Raw genomic sequence first — 18,821 nt, 5'->3', positions numbered from 1 at the left:
TGTGAACGCAGACCTCATCAAGGACGGCGCGCAGAAGTGTGGTGGTTGCAGGATCAAGCATAGGAGCCCCGAGGGAAAACCTATCGTAGCGAAATCATACTGGTCCACAATTCAAGAATGTTAAAGCTTGCAAACGTCATAGAGAGTCTAATTTCAATCTTCGCAGTTGGCAAACCCGGAAAATGCTCACGCGCTGCAGGGCAGCTTTTCCTAGATCGACTCTACTGAAACTTTCCGCCGAGCCCGTGGGGCTCGCCGGGCCCGGTACTTCCGTTCGCACCATCCAGAATGAGCGTGTGGATTGACGCATAACAACTGAAGTGTGGCCAGACGGTGCCTCTGACTGGAAGGCATGAGAACTAAGAGGCCCCGTCGAGCGGAGGTTGGCCATTTAGACCTGCGTCCTCCCCCAAAGCATCCGGTGGATCGGACCTGCTTTCCAAGCACGTCTTCGCTGCCGACGAAATTACCTGCGTCACAAATCCACCGTTTGCGGTGGCGAACGAGGCGGCAGAGCCGACGCCGGTCGGCCCTCCATCCTTCATCGCTTCGTAACGCGACGTCATAGCAGCCCTCTTCTCAACATAACGATGTCTTGCCTAGTCTCTGAGAACAACAAGGGGCCACGCGCGAGCTCTGCACGTCGGCAGCCGGGCTAGCTGGCTTTCTCGCCAGGTTCGGTCGCAAGTACAGGAATGGCCTCATGGTGCGATCCCGACCACAAGTTGGAGATCCGCGACCGACACATTTCTGTGTCGCCTTGTTGCGTTCCTCTATTATCGTGAAAAGCAATGCAGACTCTGCAGCCATGATTTTCTCAACAAACCCGCCCCGGTCCGTCTCAAACAATTAGTATCGGGGCTAGGAAGTTGTATTTTGCCTATTTCCTCCAAAAAGAGCAGCAATTGTGCGTTCAAGAGCCAAAGTCTGACGTAGCTCGTCAGAAGGGAAACCGTCTGCGTGAGTGATTGTCTTGAATGATTTGCCTTGGCAAAGCAGGCGCTACCGACGAATGTACACCACCGATCCCGGGACGCTCCTGCGCGAACGGGCGGATCGGCGGCAGCACCCTCGTCGCGAGCGCGAAGATGGGCTTGATTGTTTTGACTGCGCGACGAGCCATAGTATCAACTCGAGAGAGCATCGCTTTGCTCCGGCATCGGAGTTCGACTCCAGCAGATCCGGAACCGGCCGAATCAGGCAGCCCTGGCTGCCTGAGGCCCTGGTGCGTTACCGCGCCGGCGGCCGCGACCAGTCGACAGATCGCGAGCGAGATTGTCGCGACTCGTTGCGCCATTCTGCTTGTCATCGATCGCATAGTACTGGGCCGCACGATTGTCCCAAATGGCGATGTCTCCGAGCTTCCACTTCCACCGAACCGCATTTTCCGGCGCAGTGATATAGGACTGGAGCAGACGAAAGAGCTTCTGGCCGGTATCCTCCTGCAGTCCGACGAAACGGGGTGCGAAATCGCCGAGTGCGAGAACGCGCTCACCCGTCTCGGGATGGATTCGAACCACCGGGCGGCCGATTTCACGTCTCGTTTGAACGACCCCTTCGTCCGGAGACTTCGTGTTTGCCTCCGCAGCTCTTGACACTCCCGCTTCCGAAAAATCATTGCAATAAGTGGCCCATAGGTCGTCAACCAGCTTACGCAGCGGCAGCGGAAGGTCGAGATATGCGGCTCGCATGTTCGACCAGGCCGCCTCACGGCCACCGGGCGCGATCGCCGCCGACCGTTGAAGGGAGAGTCCTGAAGCGACGTGGGCGGTGATAGTTGTGGACGAATCGCCATCTGAACCAATGGCCTGGCCGAGCATAGCCAACAAGCGCTCGTGCCCAAGGTGATCAAGATGCTTCTGGTCACGGAAGAAGATCACCTTGTGCTCACGCACGAGTTGGCGGATGGCGCAGAGAACATCCTGAGAGATTTTGGCAGAAAGTTTGACGTTCACTATCTCGGCACCAAGCCGAGGCGAGAGCGCTATGATGTTCGCCCGCGGATTAAACGTGTCAACGATTGGCGCAGTTCGCATGTTTTATCCTCATCCTATGATCCAGTAGACAACACTCCGCGATCTCCGATCGCTTGAGCGATCGTCGAGTCGGCGTTTCCTGGTCCAATCGAATAAGTTTCTTTTCCGAGCAACGCCGCCCGGAGTTTATTGGGGCATGATGCCTTCGCTCTGACGTCGAAAATGTAAGACCCATCTTTGCCTAGTCAATGAAACGAATTCGTTTTTGTTTCTGATGACGTGCAATGTTTCCTTCACGACCGTTGCTGTCGGTGCAATATCTGTTTGGACCAGCGCGGAAGCTGCGCCGACGATATTCATTTCTTCCTGGGTTTGACTGTCTCCGGCGACGATCTCCGCCCCACACGATCTGAGCTACCGATAAACTGATACAGAGTCATGACGAGAGCACATCAAGTTGAACGTCAAGGCGATCACTTCGTCCGGTCGGAGCCAAAGACACGCCGTCACGCGCTGAATCGGTCGTGGCCCTTGGCACTCGCGGGATCTTTATTCTTGCGGCGCCGGCAAGCCGGTTCGTCACGCATCGAACTCAGTCAAGACCAGCGCTGCATTACCCCACGCCAAAAAAACCGAAAGCAACTCCACTGAGTCGGATCCGCGAATACACGAGCGACGTGTCCGATGCGGTCGACCAACAGCGCTCGAAATTCGAACAAGTAGCAGTTGCTGCGACCCCGGGAACATTTGCGCATAAAAGCTGCAGCATATCGCGGCGAACGCAGCCAATGATCCGAAAGAAATGATTATCCGATGTCCGCTTGCACGATTTGACGACGTTTCGTGCAGGATTGGAGTGCCAGGGAGTTCATTTACTCGCTGGGCTCCTATTCAGTGCCCTTCGGGGCGTTTTCCTCCCTGACTCGGCCGCGCGGTTTCTCGCGCGGCCTTTTTTCGCCAGTTTCGGAAAACCGGATAGCTCGGATTCGACAGCCCTAGGAGCAACGCGATGACCCCGACCGCCTCCGCACAAGTCAAGCAAGGCTCGTCGAACCTGCGCGACCGCCTGAAAGACCCATTGCTTCTGCGGGAGGCCTGCTACATTGATGGCGCTTGGGTCGGCTCACCTGCCCTTGCCGTAAATAACCCGGCAACCAGCATCGAGCTTGCCAAAGTGCCGCAGCTCTCCAGCCACGATTGCACGAGAGCGGTGGAGGCTGCTGAACGTGCCTTTCCCACATGGGCGAAGCTCACGGCTAAGCAAGCTCCACCATTCTGCGCAAATGGTACGAACTGATCGTGGTCAATCGCGAGGATCTCGCGCTGATCCTGACCTCCGAGCAGGGCAAGCCGCTTTCCGAGGCGCTTGGGGAAGTGGATATTGGTGCGGCCTATATCGAGTTCTTTGCGGAAGAAGCGCGCCGCATCTACGGCGAAACGATCCCGTCGCCGCGCGCAGATGCAAGGCTGCTTGCGATTAAACAGCCGATTGGCGTCTGCGGCGCCATCACCGTGGAACTTCCCGAACTCCATGATCACCCGCAAGGTCTCGCCGGCGCTCGCCGCGGGCTGCACCGTGGTGTTGAAGCCGGCCAGCGAAACGCCACTCTCAGCACTGGCGCTTGTCACGCTGGCTGAGAAGGCGGGCGTGCCAAAAGGTGTGTTCAACGTCATCACCGGGGATTCGCGATCGATCGGTAAAGTCCTGTGCGAGCATCCTGCGGTTCGCTTCGTCGGGTTCACCGGTTCGACGGAGGTCGGCAAGATCCTCTATCGCCAGGCTTCCGTCGGCGTGAAGAAACTCGGCCTCGAGCTCGGCGGCAATGCGCCCTTTGTCGTGTTCGACGACGCCGACATCGATGCAGCGGTCGAGGGCGCCATGGTTTCGAAATACCGCAACATGGGCCAGACCTGCGTCTGCGCCAACCGCCTTTATGCTCAGGCGGGCGTCTACGACGAGTTCGTGCAGAAGCTCTCGAAGAAGGTTGCGGCGATGAAGATTGGCGACGGCACGGAATCCAAGTCGTGCAGGGGCCGCTGATCAATTTGGAGGCGATCGACAAGGTCGAGCGGCACATCGCGGATGCCGTCAAGCGTGGCGCCAAGATCGTGACCGGCGGCAAGCGCCATGCGCTGGGACGCTCGTTTTTCGAGCCGACCGTCCTGTCCGACGTCAATCCAGATTCGCTGGTCGCGCAGGAAGAGACCTTTGGCCCCCTCGCGCCGGTGATCCGCTTCAAGGACGAAGCCGACGTCATCAAGATGTGCAACGCCTCACCCTTCGGGCTTGCCTCCTATTTCTACTCCCGGGATCTCGGCCGAGTCTGGCGCGTTGCCGAAGTGCTGGAATCCGGCATGGTCGGGGTCAACACCGGCCTGATCACGACCGAAGTCGCGCCGTTCGGCGGCGTCAAGGAAAGCGGCCTGGGCCGCGAAGGCTCGCGCCACGGCATGGAAGAGTATGTCGAGATCAAATACGTGATGATGGCGGGGTTGTGACCCAACGGTCGATCGCTGTGCAGCCCGAGACTTGCGAGCCCCCTGTTTGGGCCCCGCACCACATCGCCACGGTTCCTCTCACCCGTCTATATCGATCCAATAGCCTCGATACCATAGCTACTCTCTCCTGGTGAACGGGTCCGCTTTGTCGGCCATCGCGGCCTATAATCTGGGCTACCGACTCACGACGTTGCCGTCCGCATCTCGCTTGCACCTAATTATCGGGAATCTAGGTGAGAATGTCACGTTGGTAGCGGCATCATGATATTGTCGATCAGCCGAGTTGAGCCGACATAGGCAGCAACGCACAGCACCGCCGTACTCCTCAAAGGGCTGTCAGCAGGTTTAAGATCACCGCAATCGACTAGGTCGAGGTACTCTAGCCGATCAACGGCAGCCAAATGCTGTTTTGCGATCGCGAGCAGCCGGCCTACGTCTCGTTCTCCTGCTTGAAATTTTTCCGCCGCAGCGAATAAGCCGCGACTGACGGCGAGCGCCCGCTGACGCTCTTGCTGACTGAGATAACGATTGCGGCTACTCAGTGCCAGCCCATCGGCCTCCCGCACCGTCGGTATGGTGATGATCTCTATCGGCAGATCAAGACTCAACAGTCATGCGGCGCACCACCGCGCATTGCTGAAAGTCCTTCTGTCCAAAAAATGCAACATCTGGCTGTACCATGTTGAACAGCTTGCAGACGACAGTCGCAACTCCACCGAAATGTCCCGGTCTAAAGGCTCCGCAGAGCGGCTTTGCGATCTCGCCGGGCTCAACGAAGGTCTCAAATCCAGCCGGATAGATTTCTGTTGTACCCGGCGCAAAGAGGATTCCGACTCCGGTATCTTGACATAATTGTTCATCGCGCCAGGAAATCGCGAGGATAGGTGCCGAGATCCTCGTTTGGACCGAACTGGATAGGGTTCACGAAAATGCTCACGACGTTGACATCACACTGCGCTCTGCTCCTTCGATCAGGGCCCGGTGTCCCTCGTGCAGATAGCCCATTGTGGGAACGAAGCCGACCCGCTTGTTCGGCCTGCGAGTTCGGATTACTGCTTGCCGAAGCTCCGCGACGAGCTATCGCCAAATTTTGGTGACGGCGGGGGCCGGTCAGGCGGCGGCGGTTGCGGGCTGACGATCATTCGGCTTTGCGATGACCTCGATCCCGTTGTTGAATGTCACACCGAGAACGAGTTTTGGCAACTGGTTATGACCGTCGAGACGGCGCCAGCTTTTTTGGGCGCCCTCGATCAGTTTGAAGACAGAGCCGGCTCCGCAAATTTGAACAGGTCGGTAAGTGGAGTTTCTGCCTGACAGCGGGCACGCCGGTGCCTGCGAATCAGGAGCGACGATGAGCAGACGAGCACGCCGGAACCACACACCGGCTTTCAAGGCGAAGGTGGCGCTTGCCGCTGTCAAGGGCGACCGGACGATAGCTCAGCTGGCCGAGCAGTTTGACGTCCATCCCAATCAGATCACGGCGTGGAAGGCTCAGCTGGAGGGCGGAGCTTCCGGAGTTTTTGGACTTGGCAGCGCTGCGCAGGCCGTGCCTGCGATCGACGTGAAGTCGCTGCACGCCAAGATCGGGGAGCTGACGCTGGAGAACGATTTTTTAGAAGGAGCGCTCACCAAGGCGGGATTGCTGAGCGCAAAGCGATGATCGACCGTGAGCACGATCTGTCGATCACCAGGCAGGCGGAAGTTTTGCAGATCAGCCGCGGCAGCGTTTATTACCTGCCTCGGCCGGTGCCGGACGCCGATCTCGCGATCATGCGGCGTCTCGACCGGCTGCATCTGGAGTTTCCCTTCGCCGGTTCGCGCATGCTGAGAGGCCTGCTGGCTGCCGAGGGGTGCAAGATCGGCCGTCGGCATGTGAAGACGCTGATGCGGCGGATGGGGATAGAGGCGCTATATCGCCGTCCGCGCACAACGAAGCCGGAGCCCGGCCACAAGATCTATCCATACCTGCTGCGCGGCATGGAGATCACGCGACCGAACCAGGTCTGGGCGATGGACATCACCTACATCCCGATGGCGCGCGGCTTCGTCTATCTCGCCGTGGTGTTGGACTGGGCAACCCGTCGTGTTCTGTCGTGGCGGCTGTCGATCACGATGGAAGCAGCCTTCTGCGTCGAGACGCTGGAAGATGCCTTGGCTCGTCACGGCAAGCCGGACATCTTCAACACCGATCAGGGCTCGCAGTTCACCGGCCAAGCCTTTACCGACGTGCTCGCCGACAACGGCATCGCAATCAGCATGGACGGCAAGGGCGCATGGCGGGACAACGTGTTTGTCGAACGGCTCTGGCGCAGCGTCAAATACGAGGAGGTCTATCTGCGAGCCTACGAAACCGTCGGCGAGGCACGACATTCGATTGGCCGGTATCTCGATTTTTACAACGGACGACGTCCGCATTCGAGTCTTGACGACATGACCCCGGATCAAGCCTACTTCAACCTTCCGCCGCTCCGCGCGGCGGCCTAACCCCGGCAGAGGCTCCACTTATCGACGCGGAGATTCTGTTCAGACAAACGGGACCAGCTCAGACCATCGTGAGCGCAGTCTTGTTAGATAGACAGCCCTTCGATCGGATCGTGCGGTGGCGCACGGTGGCGAAGGTGCTTTCAATGGGGTTGGTGGTCCGTAAGTGTTTCCAATGCTCGGCCGGGAAGTCGTAGAATGCCAGCAGCGTATCCCGATCCTTGGCCAGGCAGTCGGCCGCCTTGTCGTATTTCAACGCGTAGCTCTCGATGAAGGCCTCGAACGCCAGTTCGGCGGCGGCCTTGATTTCGGCCATCCAGATCTCCTGCAACGCGCGTTTCGCTTTCGGTTGCTGGCTCTTCGGCAACTTGGCGAGCACGTTCGCGGTCTTGTGCACCCAGCAGCGCTGCTCGCGCGTTTTCGGCCAGACCTCGCCGGCGGCCTTCCAGAACCCGAGTGCGCCATCGGCGATGACGAGCCGCGGGGAAGCATCGAGCCCGCGCCGCTTCAGATCGAGCAACAGATCGCGCCAGTCGTGCGCGCTCTCGCGGGCGCCATCGGTGAAGCCGACCAGTTCCTTGCGGCCTTCCGGCGTCGCGCCGATCAGCACCAGGATGCACTGCCTTTCGTCCTCCAGGCGGGCTTCGAGATGGATGCCATCGGCCCAGATGTAGACGTAGCGTTTCGCCGACAGATCGCGCTTCTGCCACGCGGCGTGCTCGTCGAACCAGCCGTCCTTCAGGCGACCGATGGCCGATGCCGACAACCCGGCAGCATCATTGCCGAGCAGCGCCGCCAACGCCTCGGAGAAGTCGCCGGTCGAGATACCCTTCAGGTAAAGGATCGGCAGCAGCGTCTCGATCGACTTCGAGCGGCGCATGTAGGGCGGCAGGATCGACGGCGAGAACCGGATCCGGCCGGGATCGCCGGCGGCGGCTTCGCGATCACGCACACGCGGCTGGCGAACGGCGACTGGACCGATACCGGTCATCACCTCGCGCTCCGGCAGGTGACCGTGGCGGACGATGCGCTGGTGGCCGTCCGCGGTCTTCAAATCGGCATGCTTGCCGAGAAAGTCTGTGACCTCAACCTCGACCGCCTTGGCGAGCAGGGCACGTGCCCCGTTGCGCAAGATTTCGGTGAGTTGATCGTCGAAGAATCCTGGCTGAATCAGTCTGGTGACGTTATCGTTGGGCACGGCATATCGCTCCTTTGGTGGAGAAGTGGAGGCGTCAAGCACCCCCACGATATGCCGCCTTCCCGATTCCCGCCGTCACCAACTTTCGGCGATGGCTCCTCCGCGACCGTCCTAATGGTTTGCATCTGTAGCTCTTACGTCCGATTCGAAGGCGTCCATTGTGCGATCGGCTCGCCAAGGCCCTCAGCAAGCCGGTAAGATTCGTCTGGGCTCGGATACGAACCCTCTCGCACATCGGCGACCCAGCGCGACAACGCGTCTTGCAAAAGCCCAAAGCCATCCGCATAAGTGCGAACGAATTTGGGGCGGTGACCTGCGGTCAGACCCAGGAGGTCATGGAATACGAGCACCTGGCCGGAACAGGAGGGGCCCGCGCCGATTCCGATCGTTGGAATCATCAGGGTTTCGGTCGCACGCGCTGCGAGATCGGCTGGGATACCTTCAAGGACTAGGGCGAAGCATCAGGCTTCCTGCAAACTATGGGCGTCATCCAGCAAGCGCAGGGCTTCATCGGCCGTTCTCCCCTGCACCTTAAATCCGCCCATCACATTCACGCTCTGCGGGGTGAGGCCGAGATGACCCATCACGGGAATTTCGCAATCGGCCAAAGCACGGATCATTTCGACGCGCTTGGCTCCCCCTTCCAGCTTCACAGCGTCTGCGCCACGCTGCAGGAATCCGTCAGCGTTTCGGATCGTCTCCTCCGGGCTGAGGTGAAAGCTGAGGAATGGCACCGCCACAAGCAAGGCACGAGGCCTCGTGCGGGCCACTGCCTCCAGATGGTGGTTCATCCTTGCCACGCTGACTGGGAGGGTGTTGTCGAACCCGAGACAGACGTTGCCAACGCTATCCCCCACTAGAAGGATATCAACGAGGGGATCGGCGATGCGCGCCGAAACGGCGTCGTAAGCAGTGGTCATCGCTACACGACGCCCCTCCCGCTTCCAGCGTCGTAAGACTGGAATGGTGACCCTTTCCGCGGTTGGAGACGAAATGTGACCCATTCTTCAAATCCATGTCCTTCGATCACCCGTATTTCGGAATAAGCCTTCGCAAGGAGGCGCATCAAGCTGGTTGCGACGACCACGACCCAACGCATCCCAGGCTTGTTCGGGAGTCCCTTGAGCCGCACCAATTTCGCGAATGATGACGGCCTTCTCGACCAGCCGCGAAGCATGACGCGTTGTCAACCGGGTGGATGGTCCGTCGCCAACTTCACAGGGATGTGCCGGTGGTCTCTTGGTCCGCCGCAGGCAATGCCATTAGGCAAAACGGCATCCAAGCCAAGAAAAGCGGAAAAAAGAAGAGTGGCGCGACCGCGCCTTCGAGCGCTGTCGAGGGCGGCGCGTGGCCTGCTGTTCTACACGAGACGCGCCTGTGGACCTTGAAAGTGCTAAAATCGATGATTGTCGCCGACATCTCTTACCTGTTGCTTCTGTGCTGCTCTCAACCATGAGGACGAGTTGAGACCTGCTCGATTGTAGCTGTGATCACGTGCCGCCCGCGCGCGCTGCACGCGAGCGGTCGGCATCACATTGTTCTGGACGATGTCCTCAAAGGCCAGGGCTTCGCCCGCCACCGCGACCAGACGCCCGCGCGAACAGTTTTGCGCAACCTGCGCTCGAAATCCGCGCTATCAATTTCCATGCGTGATCCCGCACCTGAGCGAAGCGCCACAATCAAGCAAGTCGCTGCGAGCGTAACCATTTGAGATTGGCTACCTGCCGCGCCTTGAGGCGATTGACGCATTTTCTGGAGCAAAGAGCCGTTCGCCAATTGTAGTAGCGGACCAAGCCAAACTTTCCTCCGCAAATCGCGCAGCACCGGGCTGAACCGTGGCGGGAATTATCGGAGCCATTGCGCATTCTCGCCTCCTGTAGACGTTATGCCTTCGACACTTCAAACTGCTTACATCGCGCCCCGATTTGCTTCGAAGCGGCTGTGACAGGGGTGCAGCATGGTCCGCCCGATTGGGCTCGCATCACCGCTTCTCCCGCGTGGCTCGATGCGCCGTCGGCATGCTCCACTGGTCTCGCCAACTTTACTCCCCGGCGACTCCCGATTGTTGCAATTAACGGGTTTGCGACGAATAAATCCTGCTCTCTTCACCGCATCTTCGATGGATTTAGATCGATTGACCTCTATGGCGTATGTAAAGCCGCAAACCTTTCCGATCGCCAGCACAAACCTCTGTGGCAGAACTCTCTGTTGCGGCTGAATTTAAGCGCACGTCATCAAGCCAGAAAATCGGCAGCTTCACTGGTGCCGGCGTAGATTTCGTCAAGATCTGCCGCTGTCGCACAATAAGGGGGTATCACATAAATCGTATTTCCTAGCGGCCGCAGCAGCAGATTCCGGTCTCTGAACAGGCGCTGAAGCTTCGGACCAACGCTCGCGAGATAACCGCTATCAGCCGATTTCAGGTCGAGCGCTGTGATAGTCCCCGTCTGACGGACATTTTCAAACCGACAGTCAGTGCGGAAGGGCGCGATCGCGCGCTCCTGCATGTTCGCGACCGACCTTACGCGCGCGCTAGGCTCCTCGTCCCGCCAGAGCTCCAGATTAGCCTTTGCGGCTGCGCAAGCGATCGGATTGGCCGTATATGAACTCGAATGAAACAATGTGCGCGTACGATCTGTTGAGTAATGCGCATTGAATATATCGGCCCGGCATAACGTCACGGCCAATGGCAAAGCTCCGCCCGTCAGTCCTTTTGAATAGCAGGCGATATCAGGCGTCACATTTGCCTGCTCGCAGGTAAATAGAGTACCGGTGCGGCCCCAGCCCGTCATCACCTCATCGGCAATGAACAGGACGCCCGAGGCTTCGCAAATTAGCTATCGCCAAATTTTGGTGACGGCCGGAGCCGGTCAGGCGGCGGCGGTTATGGGCTGACGGTCGGTCGGTGTGGCGATGACCTCGATCCCATCGTTGAATGTCACACCGAGAACGAGTTTTGGCAACTGGTTGTGGCCATCCAGACGACGCCAGCTTTTGTGCGCGGCCTCAAGCAGTTTGAAGGCCATCGCGAGCGCCGTCTTGTTGGACAGGCAGCCCTTCGATCGGATGGTGCGGTGGCGCACGGTGGCGAAGGTGCTTTCGATGGGGTTGGTGGTCCGCAAGTGTTTCCAGTGCTCGGCCGGGAAGTCGTAGTACGCAAGTAGCGTGTCTCGATCCTTGCTCAGGCAATCGGCGGCCTTCTCGTACTTCAGCGCGTAGCTCTCGATAAAGGCGTCGAACGCCAGCTCGGCGGCGACCTTCGTTTCAGCCATCCAGATCTCCTGCAATGTGCGTTTGGCCTTCGGCTGCTGGCTCTTCGGCAACTTGGCGAGCACATTGGCGGTCTTGTGCACCCAGCAGCGCTGCTCGCGCGTTTTCGGCCAGACCTCGCCGGCCGCCTTCCAGAACCCGAGTGCGCCATCGGCAATGACGAGCCGCGGAGCCACGTCGAGCCCGCGCCGCTTCAGATCGAGCAGCAGATCGCGCCAGTCCTGCGCGCTCTCGCGGACGCCATCGGTAAAGCCGACCAGTTCCTTGCGGCCTTCCGGCGTCGCGCCGATAAGCACCAGGATGCACTGCTTTTCGTCTTCGAGGCGTGCTTGGAGATGGATGCCATCGGCCCAGATGTAGACGTAGCGCTTTGCCGACAGATCGCGCCTCTGCCACGCGATGTGTTCGTCGAGCCAGCCATCCTTCAGGCGACCGATGGCGGATGCCGACAACCCGGCAGCATGCTTGCCAAGCAGCGCCGCCAGCGCCTCGGAGAAGTCGCCGGTCGAAATCCCCTTCAGATAAAGCACCGGCAGCAGCATCTCGATCGACTTCGAGCGGCGCATGTAGGGCGGCAGGATCGACGGCGAGAACCGGATGCGGCCAGGATCGGCAGCGGCGGCCTCGCGATCGCGTACACGCGGCTGGCGGACGGCGACCGGACCGATGCCGGTCATCACCTCGCGCTCCGGCAGGTGACCGTGGCGGACGACGCGCTGGTGGCCGTCCCGGGTCTTCAAAACGGCATGTTGGCCAAGAAAGTCTGTAACCTCGGCCTCGACCGCCTGGGCAAGCAGGGCACGCGCCCCATTGCGCAAGACTTCTGTGAGTTGATCGTCGAAGATTCCTGGCTGAATCAGATCGATGACGTTATCGTTGGACACGGCATATCGCTCCTTCGGTGGAGAAGTGGAGGCGTCAAGCACCCCCACGATATGCCGCCTTTCCGATTCCCGCCGTCACCAACTTTGGGCGATAGCTCCCGCAGCTACCCTTGGTATTGTCGTTAGTGCCGCGCTGCTAAGCGCTTTGCGGGTTGCAGAAGTAGATGTGGATACCGCATCGATCTTGAGACGATCGCGCTGAGCGATTTTCGGCTCCCTAGGTCAGCGCCCCCGGCCGGTGGGCCGGGGGCGTTCGATCCACCAACGCAAGTACCGATCAATATTTGAGCAAAATCGGACCACCGAACTTATAGTTCAGACGTGCAGTCATAAGATCTAAATTTTGGCGGATGCGATCGCCGCCCACTGGACCAGTAGCCGTGACAAAGTTGACGTCGGCATCCCGCATGAACAAGTGGTCGTATTCGACGCTCACCGACCAGTTCGGCGCGAACCCGAATTCGATCCCGGCGCCCACAGTAGCGCCCCAAGGGCTGCTATTGGAGCTCGCGAACTGCACGCCCGCGACTACGGAGTTGACCTGATAGGTGTTGCTCGTCACTGCGGCGCCACCTTTGACGTAATACAGTACGTTGTCGAACGAATAACCGATCTGCCCCGTGACCGTACCAAACGCATCAATTTTGCTCTGATTAAAATCCGCAAATGGGATGCTGAGATTGGATCCGCTCAGATCAGCCCAGTTCCCCTGGCCTTCGACGCCCACCACGATGTGGCCGATCTGCCATCGATAGCCGATCTGTCCACCTATGGTCATGCCGGGCGCATCATGGCAGCCCTCAGGCGTGCGGCCATTGAAATCCCAGCAATTCGAGCTTGAGCCCAAGCCTCCGTTCATACCTACGTAGAGGCCGCTCCAGTCCTAGATTGCAGCCGCGACCGCCTGCGGAGCGTTGTTGTAGAGAGGCAGGACCGGTGCAAAGGAGAGCGGCTTCGTCTATACATGCAGAAGAACAACTTGAAGGCGGCGTCAACCTTGATTATCGGCGATATGCCGGTCGAAACGGATATTGCACGGAATCTCGGACTCATAAGTATATCTATTACCGGAGGATTTGTTTCTGAGTTGCGCTTGCGAGCGGCGCATCCCGACTACACAATCAACAACCATCATGAGCTGTTGCCAATTCTGCAAGACCATGGCTTTTTCCGGAACGCATAAATCATGATTGGCGAGGAATGATCACACAACGTCGCTCCTAAGACAGCGGGACAGAGAATAGGCCTTATCGAAGTTGGACACATGGGACCGGGTATTGGCATCAGCATGTTGCGTCAGCAAATCGAGTTGCATATCAAAGCCAACAAAAATCGCTTCGGCGCCGATCGCTCGACTGGAGCGGGCGCCCATGATCATCCTTCAATCGCTGGATTTGCCCAGCATCTAAGTGCCGTCCTGTTATCCTTGCCGTCCAGCCGCGAGGTTGAACGTTGGAAAAGGGAAGCGCGATGTCGCTGGATGACGCTTGAACGCAGCCGCGACAGTTCGCTTCGCGCGGCTCAGGCAACTTGCTTTTCAACACGCCCTTAGACGAGCTCCAGGCTTGCCAGCGCCTCGAAAATCCTCTTTTCGGCGTCGGCCGACAACGGCAGGATCGGACCCGGAGGTTCTGCCGCGCAGAGCCCCTTGAGCTTTGCAATCGCGTAAATCACGCGCAGGCTTGAGAACGCCTTAAAGAGATGCCAGATGGGCTGCAGGCTGTCGTTCAACCGTCGCGCCTCTGCGGTGTCAGCGCTTTGCACCGAGCGAACGAGCGCCAGACAGGTGTTCGGAAAAATTCCTCCCAAAACGCTGTACCAGGTCTCCCCGCCCGCCAGCAGCGCATCCAGGCAATTCCAATCTCCGCTGTAGCCCAGCGAAAATCCACTCGGGACGACCTCCTGCAGAACCTTCAGATGACCGGCGGCGGCGGAAGCTTCCGGTGCGGGACTCTTCAGCGCGATGATTCCCTCCACCCGGCTTAACCGAGCTATCAAATTCGGCGTAAAGCAGATGTGCGTCGTGCCGGGATTATCGTAGATGCAAATCGAAAGCCCGCTCTCCCGAGCTACCGTGACGAAATGCTCGAAAACCTCCTCGTCAGTCAGCGGAGTGTAGGAGACGGGGGCCAAAAGTCCCGCGGCCGCGCCGGCGGCCGCAGCATCCCGAGCGAGTGTCACGGCGTCGTCCGTGCGCAAAGCTCCAACACCGAGCAGGATTGGTGCGCGCCCCGCAGCTTGGTCAACTACCGTTTCGACAGCGCGGCGCCGCTCTTCACGCGTGAAATAACGGTACGAGCCGGTGCTGCCAAGGAGACCGACGGAGTTTCGGATATCTAACCGTTACTTCAGAGGACATTGAGGTGTGGACGCGCTACCCCGACGCGACATTCACCTTGATCGCCCGGCCGACGACTGACCAATCGTCGGGCGAAGATTACCGTCTAGGCGCGTTCGACATCGGCAATCCTCAACAGTAGGACGGTCGGCCGTCGTCGCCTGCGGCACGGCCTCGACGCTGTCTCCAAGAGGATCGCGATCGGCGGTATCTCGCGGGTCGTGAACGGAAACCGTAGCGGTCAAGAACCCGACGCATTTGGCGAGGCTCGCACAGTCACAGCTCACGATGCATCTCGAAGTTTCGCAGCTGTTGCTCAGTCAGGAATTCCGACGCAGGCCCTGACGTTCCTTCTTGGCATTCACCGGCAAGTACATTCCGGTGGGGGCTTCTCGGTTCCCGAATTAACTTCCCGCGAGGAGATCAAGCTTAACTTGAAAAATTGACTGGAGCGGCGCATCGGAGGGTTAGCTTTGTGCACCGGACATTGCCCCCGTCCGGGTCCGCCCAGGCGAAGCCGGGTCGCGCATCATATTCGGCGTGGCGGCTTCGTTTGCCCGGCCGCGCGCGCGAGTGTGATTTTGAAGAGGCCGTCAAAACACGAAACGCTGGACCTCGTCGAGATGCGTCGACAGATTATCGCTCTGCGAACCCGGCACTCTGACAACGCCCGCGTCACGTATCTGTTGAACCGGTTGCTGATCAAAACTGCATATTTCACCGAAGCAGAGAGCGCAGCTCAGGCGATACGGCTGTGGGACGCATTCACCGAAACGATGGCAGATGTCGAGAAGATCATCACAAAGCGCGGCCAGGCGGCACCGATTAAGGCTAACAAGTAGATCCCGTTGCGTAAGGCGAGCACTGCGTTGATGTTACTCATCGTCGCGCAGGTGGCTGTGTCTCGCGTAACCGCCTCCTTCGCGGCAAGGGGCCGCCGCCGTCACAAGCTGCGGCCCCGCCCGTGAGCGGCCTAGTAAGCGCGCCGCACTACTCGGCACAGGGAGGGCAGCCTCGGAGAAAACCGCTGGGCAAGCGCGAGCACTGCGGCTTCGTCGGTTTCGAGCGCGATCTTCTGGGCGAGCATCACGTCGCCAGCTGCCAGGGCCCGTTCGGGAACGAAACACCACCCGATCTTAGGCTGTCGTTCTTCATCAAGCTCCAAATCATTGCTCATAGTGCCCTGATGAATTCGATATCGCCGGCCGGTGTGGAGCCCGTGACTTCGAAATAACTCTCGGCATCAAACTGCGCACGCTGATCCGGAGATAGCCAATCGCGCAAAAGACGCCGCGCTCGCGCCGCTTCCAGCCCATTTGCTCGAGGAAGGTCCAATACAGCGAACGCAGGGCGCGCAAACGCGCACTACTTCCGACGCGGTTGCGTCTGAAAAACAACCTTTGCTGTGCCGTACGGCCTTGAGATCGCCGACCGGCGACCGAGTAGGAGCGGTAAATCCACGACCCCGAGGGGCTGGCCAAGGCTGAGCGGTGTCGAGCGGCTCACATAGGCGCGTTTAAGTGCACAGCTCTGATTTCCCGCGCATGCTCATCAGCGTCAGAGGGAGCGCGATCCGTTTGCAGGCGCCATAGCATTAAGCGAGCTTGCCCGCTGGAGCGCGGCGAACTGTCCATCAATTTTACCGGAAAACTGCGCCGCATCGCGGGACCAGCAGGAATTGTGCGACTCATTTGGATAATAATCTAGAGATTGGCTGGAAAGCGAACGAAGCGGCGACTGCCGATCTCTATTTCTCGCCGCAGAGGTCGTTCATGGGCAGTCATGATCTAGTCTCCAGCAGTTTCCTAGGGCTGACCGCATTAGGAGTTGCGCTACTCTGCTCGAGCCTGCTTGTCTTCGTTTTCACATGAAGTGAACCGTCGCTCGCGTGGCCCCTGCTCATTCAGTTCATCGGCTGGACGGGCTGCTCCCCTGCATTGGAGGCTAGCATCAGCCATCGCCGCTTGAGCTGTGTAATCATGTACGTCAGCGGTTCGCCACGTTGGCGGCATCAAGCATGTTGCTGAGGACCTCGAGCAAGATGAAGACTGGCTGCCAGAAGCCGCCAATGAAATGGAGATTGAACCTGGCGCAATCTGGGGCTATGGCGCCGGAGAACATGGCATGCAGGTTTTCACTAAGTTCGGAATCTAAAATCTGATCGAACTCGTCCGGATGTATAGGAAAGCCCGGAGCCGCCCAAGCGCTCGCCGCAAGAATAAGGTGCTCTCCGACGCCGGCCGATCCTCGACGCACATTGCCCCCGTAAACGCGCACAACCTCAAGGTTGGACAATCGGATAGTTTATGTTGCGCAGGTTTAGGCTGGGATGTGTACTGAATGCTGCGATAGCAGGCCTTGAAGCCGGGCCCGTCGTGCGGCTTCTGAAAAAATACATCCGCTTTGCGCGCGGGGTCGACGAGCTGACAGTAGGCGAGAAAGTTTATGCGATCGCCGGGTTTTTGGGAATTGTTACGATCTTTCTCCTGGTCATGTCTGTCCAGACCGTGCGACTGCAGAATTCCTACCGTGATACGCAAACGTCCTCCGCTGAAGCGGCGATCAATTCCGGACTGGTCAACGCATCCATTTATGCGATCGTGATGGACTCGCGCGGCATCTACATGTCTACCGAGCGAGCCAAGGTGAAAGAGTTCGCGGACGGAATCCTCAAGCGCAACCACGAGGTTGCGGAGGTGATGAACGGCTGGGAGGCTACGGTACGTTCGGAAGACTTCGAAGAGTTCGTATCGCTCAAACGGCGGATTGCCGAATTCATCGATTTCCGCCAGGAGTTGGTGCGCCGGGCGGTGGAGATTAGCCCCGCAGCTGCCCGCGAGTTCGGGGACACCGAACCCAGCAGCACGGTTCGGAGCAGGCTGAATGCGGATCTGGAAGCGTTGCAGCGCGGCTACAACGAACGCACTCGCGAAGCAGATGGGCTCGCGCAAAAGAATCGCTGTGCGGCAGGGTACCTGTTCATGCTGGGTTTGGCGGCGCTGGTGCTTGCGGCGCTCAATGTTCTTGTGATCCGGGATTCAGTGCTGGCGCGGCTTTCAGACATTGCCCAGGCGACCGATCGTATCGGAACCGGGGACATCGGAAGCGAGGTGCCACATCTGCGAGACCACGACGAAATCGGGCACCTGGCGCGCGCCGTGCAGAAGTTCCGCGCTGCTGTCGCTCAAGTTTTTGAGCTCGAACAACTTGAATTGGACCTCACCAAGCAGCGCGACGCCGCAATGGCCGAGCGCGACGCTTTCAACGACGAGTACCAAGTTAAAAAGTGGCAGCTCTCCGCCGTCATCAACAGCATGCCGCAAGGCCTGATCATGGTCGATGGCAAGGCACGTGTGATTGCAATGAACAGCAACTACCGGCGCATGTATAATCTGCCCGAGACCATCGACTCAGGGGCGTCGCTCGGCGAGATCCTGCAGCACGGGCTGTTCAGCGGCGACATCAAAAAGTACGTTTCGGCCATTCTCGTTCGGATCGGAAAGAGGGAGCCGGCAGCTTACGAGGTAACGCTCGACGACGGCCGGATCGTCAAAATTTATGAACGGCCTATTGATGCCGGCGGCTGGTTCTCCGTCCAGGAGGACGTCACGGAACAGCGGCAGCACGAGCGTATTCTCGAGCGTACCGAACGCCTGCTCGCCACGATTGTCGAGAACGTGCGTGAAGGTATCATCGCCAAGGACGCGCGCAGTCTGCGCTATCTGTTCATCAACAGGGCGGCCGAACGGCAGATGGGGCTGTCGCGCACCGACATTGTCGGCAAGACCGCGCGCGAATTGTTTTCTTCGGAAACGGCCGAGCTGATAGAAAAGCGCGACCAGCAGCTACTTGCGCAAAGCCAGCAGCTTGAGCCTATTGTGTGTACTAGCTGCAATCCAGTTCATGGCCGCCGGGTGATCTCGTGGAGGCGTTTGCAGATTGGCGCCCCCGGAGAGGACTCACACATATTCGTGAGTATGGTGGAAGACCTCTCCGATCAGGCTGGGACCACCGACTAGCAGCTGGCATTACGTCACCCTCCGTGCAGGCGAATATGGGTACTGTCGCTCATTTCTGTTCTGTGCCAAATGGTTGACATCGTCCTCCGTGAAGAATTCCCAAGTCATTGATTTGGAATCTGGAAGCGGCGCATTAGCGTCATCGGGTTTGCCGAG

Annotated in this window: 9 protein-coding genes and 8 pseudogenes; 6 read left to right on the top strand and 11 right to left on the bottom strand. The window is 59.0% G+C overall.

Annotated features, from left to right (window positions below):
* Positions 1-1,196: 1,196 nt before the first annotated feature.
* Positions 1,197-2,036, bottom strand: a complete 840-nt coding sequence (locus AC0L2O_RS34425) for a TauD/TfdA dioxygenase family protein (RefSeq protein ID WP_473372898.1) — start codon at positions 2,034-2,036, stop codon at positions 1,197-1,199.
* Between the two features lie 949 nt (positions 2,037-2,985).
* On the opposite strand from AC0L2O_RS34425, the pseudogene AC0L2O_RS34420 reads away from it, so the two are divergent.
* Positions 2,986-4,475, top strand: a pseudogene (locus AC0L2O_RS34420) (NAD-dependent succinate-semialdehyde dehydrogenase).
* 242 nt (positions 4,476-4,717) lie between these two features.
* On the opposite strand, the pseudogene panC reads toward AC0L2O_RS34420, so the two are convergent.
* Both panC and AC0L2O_RS34410 read right to left on the bottom strand, forming a co-directional pair.
* A pseudogene (gene panC / locus AC0L2O_RS34415) lies at positions 4,718-5,525 on the bottom strand (pantoate--beta-alanine ligase).
* 60 nt (positions 5,526-5,585) lie between these two features.
* Positions 5,586-5,738, bottom strand: a pseudogene (locus AC0L2O_RS34410) (IS256 family transposase); the annotation flags it as partial.
* Positions 5,739-5,826: 88 nt separating this feature from the next.
* Between AC0L2O_RS34410 and AC0L2O_RS34405 the strand changes: the two are divergent.
* Positions 5,827-6,959 (top strand): IS3 family transposase gene (locus tag AC0L2O_RS34405; protein WP_473372897.1). Its coding sequence is split into 2 segments (ribosomal slippage): positions 5,827-6,082 and positions 6,082-6,959, totalling 1,134 coding nucleotides; the frame shifts between segments, so codons are not numbered across the junction.
* A 61-nt stretch (positions 6,960-7,020) separates the two neighbouring features.
* On the opposite strand, the pseudogene AC0L2O_RS34400 reads toward AC0L2O_RS34405, so the two are convergent.
* From AC0L2O_RS34400 to AC0L2O_RS34380, 5 genes and pseudogenes are all read right to left on the bottom strand, one after another.
* Positions 7,021-8,154: pseudogene (locus AC0L2O_RS34400) on the bottom strand (IS256 family transposase); the annotation flags it as partial.
* Positions 8,155-8,288: 134 nt separating this feature from the next.
* Positions 8,289-9,158: pseudogene (gene panB / locus AC0L2O_RS34395) on the bottom strand (3-methyl-2-oxobutanoate hydroxymethyltransferase).
* Positions 9,159-10,388: 1,230 nt separating this feature from the next.
* Positions 10,389-10,988: pseudogene (locus AC0L2O_RS34390) on the bottom strand (aminotransferase class III-fold pyridoxal phosphate-dependent enzyme); the annotation flags it as partial.
* 36 nt (positions 10,989-11,024) lie between these two features.
* Entirely contained in the window at positions 11,025-12,308 is a 1,284-nt protein-coding gene (locus AC0L2O_RS34385; RefSeq protein ID WP_473372896.1) for an IS256 family transposase, read from the bottom strand.
* Positions 12,309-12,585: 277 nt separating this feature from the next.
* Positions 12,586-13,257, bottom strand: a pseudogene (locus AC0L2O_RS34380) (outer membrane protein); the annotation flags it as partial.
* 15 nt (positions 13,258-13,272) lie between these two features.
* On the opposite strand from AC0L2O_RS34380, the gene AC0L2O_RS34375 reads away from it, so the two are divergent.
* Positions 13,273-13,491, top strand: coding sequence for an HAD family hydrolase (locus tag AC0L2O_RS34375; RefSeq protein ID WP_473372895.1), 219 nt, complete (start codon positions 13,273-13,275; stop codon positions 13,489-13,491).
* 81 nt (positions 13,492-13,572) lie between these two features.
* Entirely contained in the window at positions 13,573-13,860 is a 288-nt protein-coding gene (locus tag AC0L2O_RS34370; RefSeq protein WP_473372894.1) for a hypothetical protein, read from the top strand.
* Here AC0L2O_RS34370 and AC0L2O_RS34365 read toward each other — a convergent pair.
* Positions 13,857-14,642 (bottom strand): dihydrodipicolinate synthase family protein, encoded by a 786-nt coding sequence (locus AC0L2O_RS34365; protein WP_473372906.1) that lies wholly within the window; start codon positions 14,640-14,642, stop codon positions 13,857-13,859. The two genes, AC0L2O_RS34370 and AC0L2O_RS34365, sit on opposite strands and share 4 nt — an antisense overlap.
* 627 nt (positions 14,643-15,269) lie before the next feature.
* Here AC0L2O_RS34365 and AC0L2O_RS34360 point away from each other — a divergent pair.
* Complete coding sequence (locus AC0L2O_RS34360) at positions 15,270-15,488, top strand: hypothetical protein (protein WP_473372893.1); 219 nt, start codon at positions 15,270-15,272, stop codon at positions 15,486-15,488.
* Between the two features lie 131 nt (positions 15,489-15,619).
* On the opposite strand, the pseudogene AC0L2O_RS34355 reads toward AC0L2O_RS34360, so the two are convergent.
* Positions 15,620-15,962, bottom strand: a pseudogene (locus tag AC0L2O_RS34355) (hypothetical protein).
* A gap of 670 nt (positions 15,963-16,632) precedes the next feature.
* Positions 16,633-16,941 carry a hypothetical protein gene (locus tag AC0L2O_RS34350; protein ID WP_473372892.1) on the bottom strand — a complete coding sequence of 103 codons (309 nt, stop codon included), beginning with the start codon at positions 16,939-16,941 and terminating at the stop codon, positions 16,633-16,635.
* Between the two features lie 80 nt (positions 16,942-17,021).
* Between AC0L2O_RS34350 and AC0L2O_RS34345 the strand changes: the two genes are divergently transcribed.
* Positions 17,022-18,665, top strand: coding sequence for a PAS-domain containing protein (locus AC0L2O_RS34345; RefSeq protein WP_473372891.1), 1,644 nt, complete (start codon positions 17,022-17,024; stop codon positions 18,663-18,665).
* Positions 18,666-18,821: the final 156 nt, after the last annotated feature.

The organism is Bradyrhizobium sp. Kon10, assembly GCF_055807395.1.
Note: the sequence above shows the minus strand (reverse complement) of the source record. Positions and strands in the feature narration are given on the sequence as shown.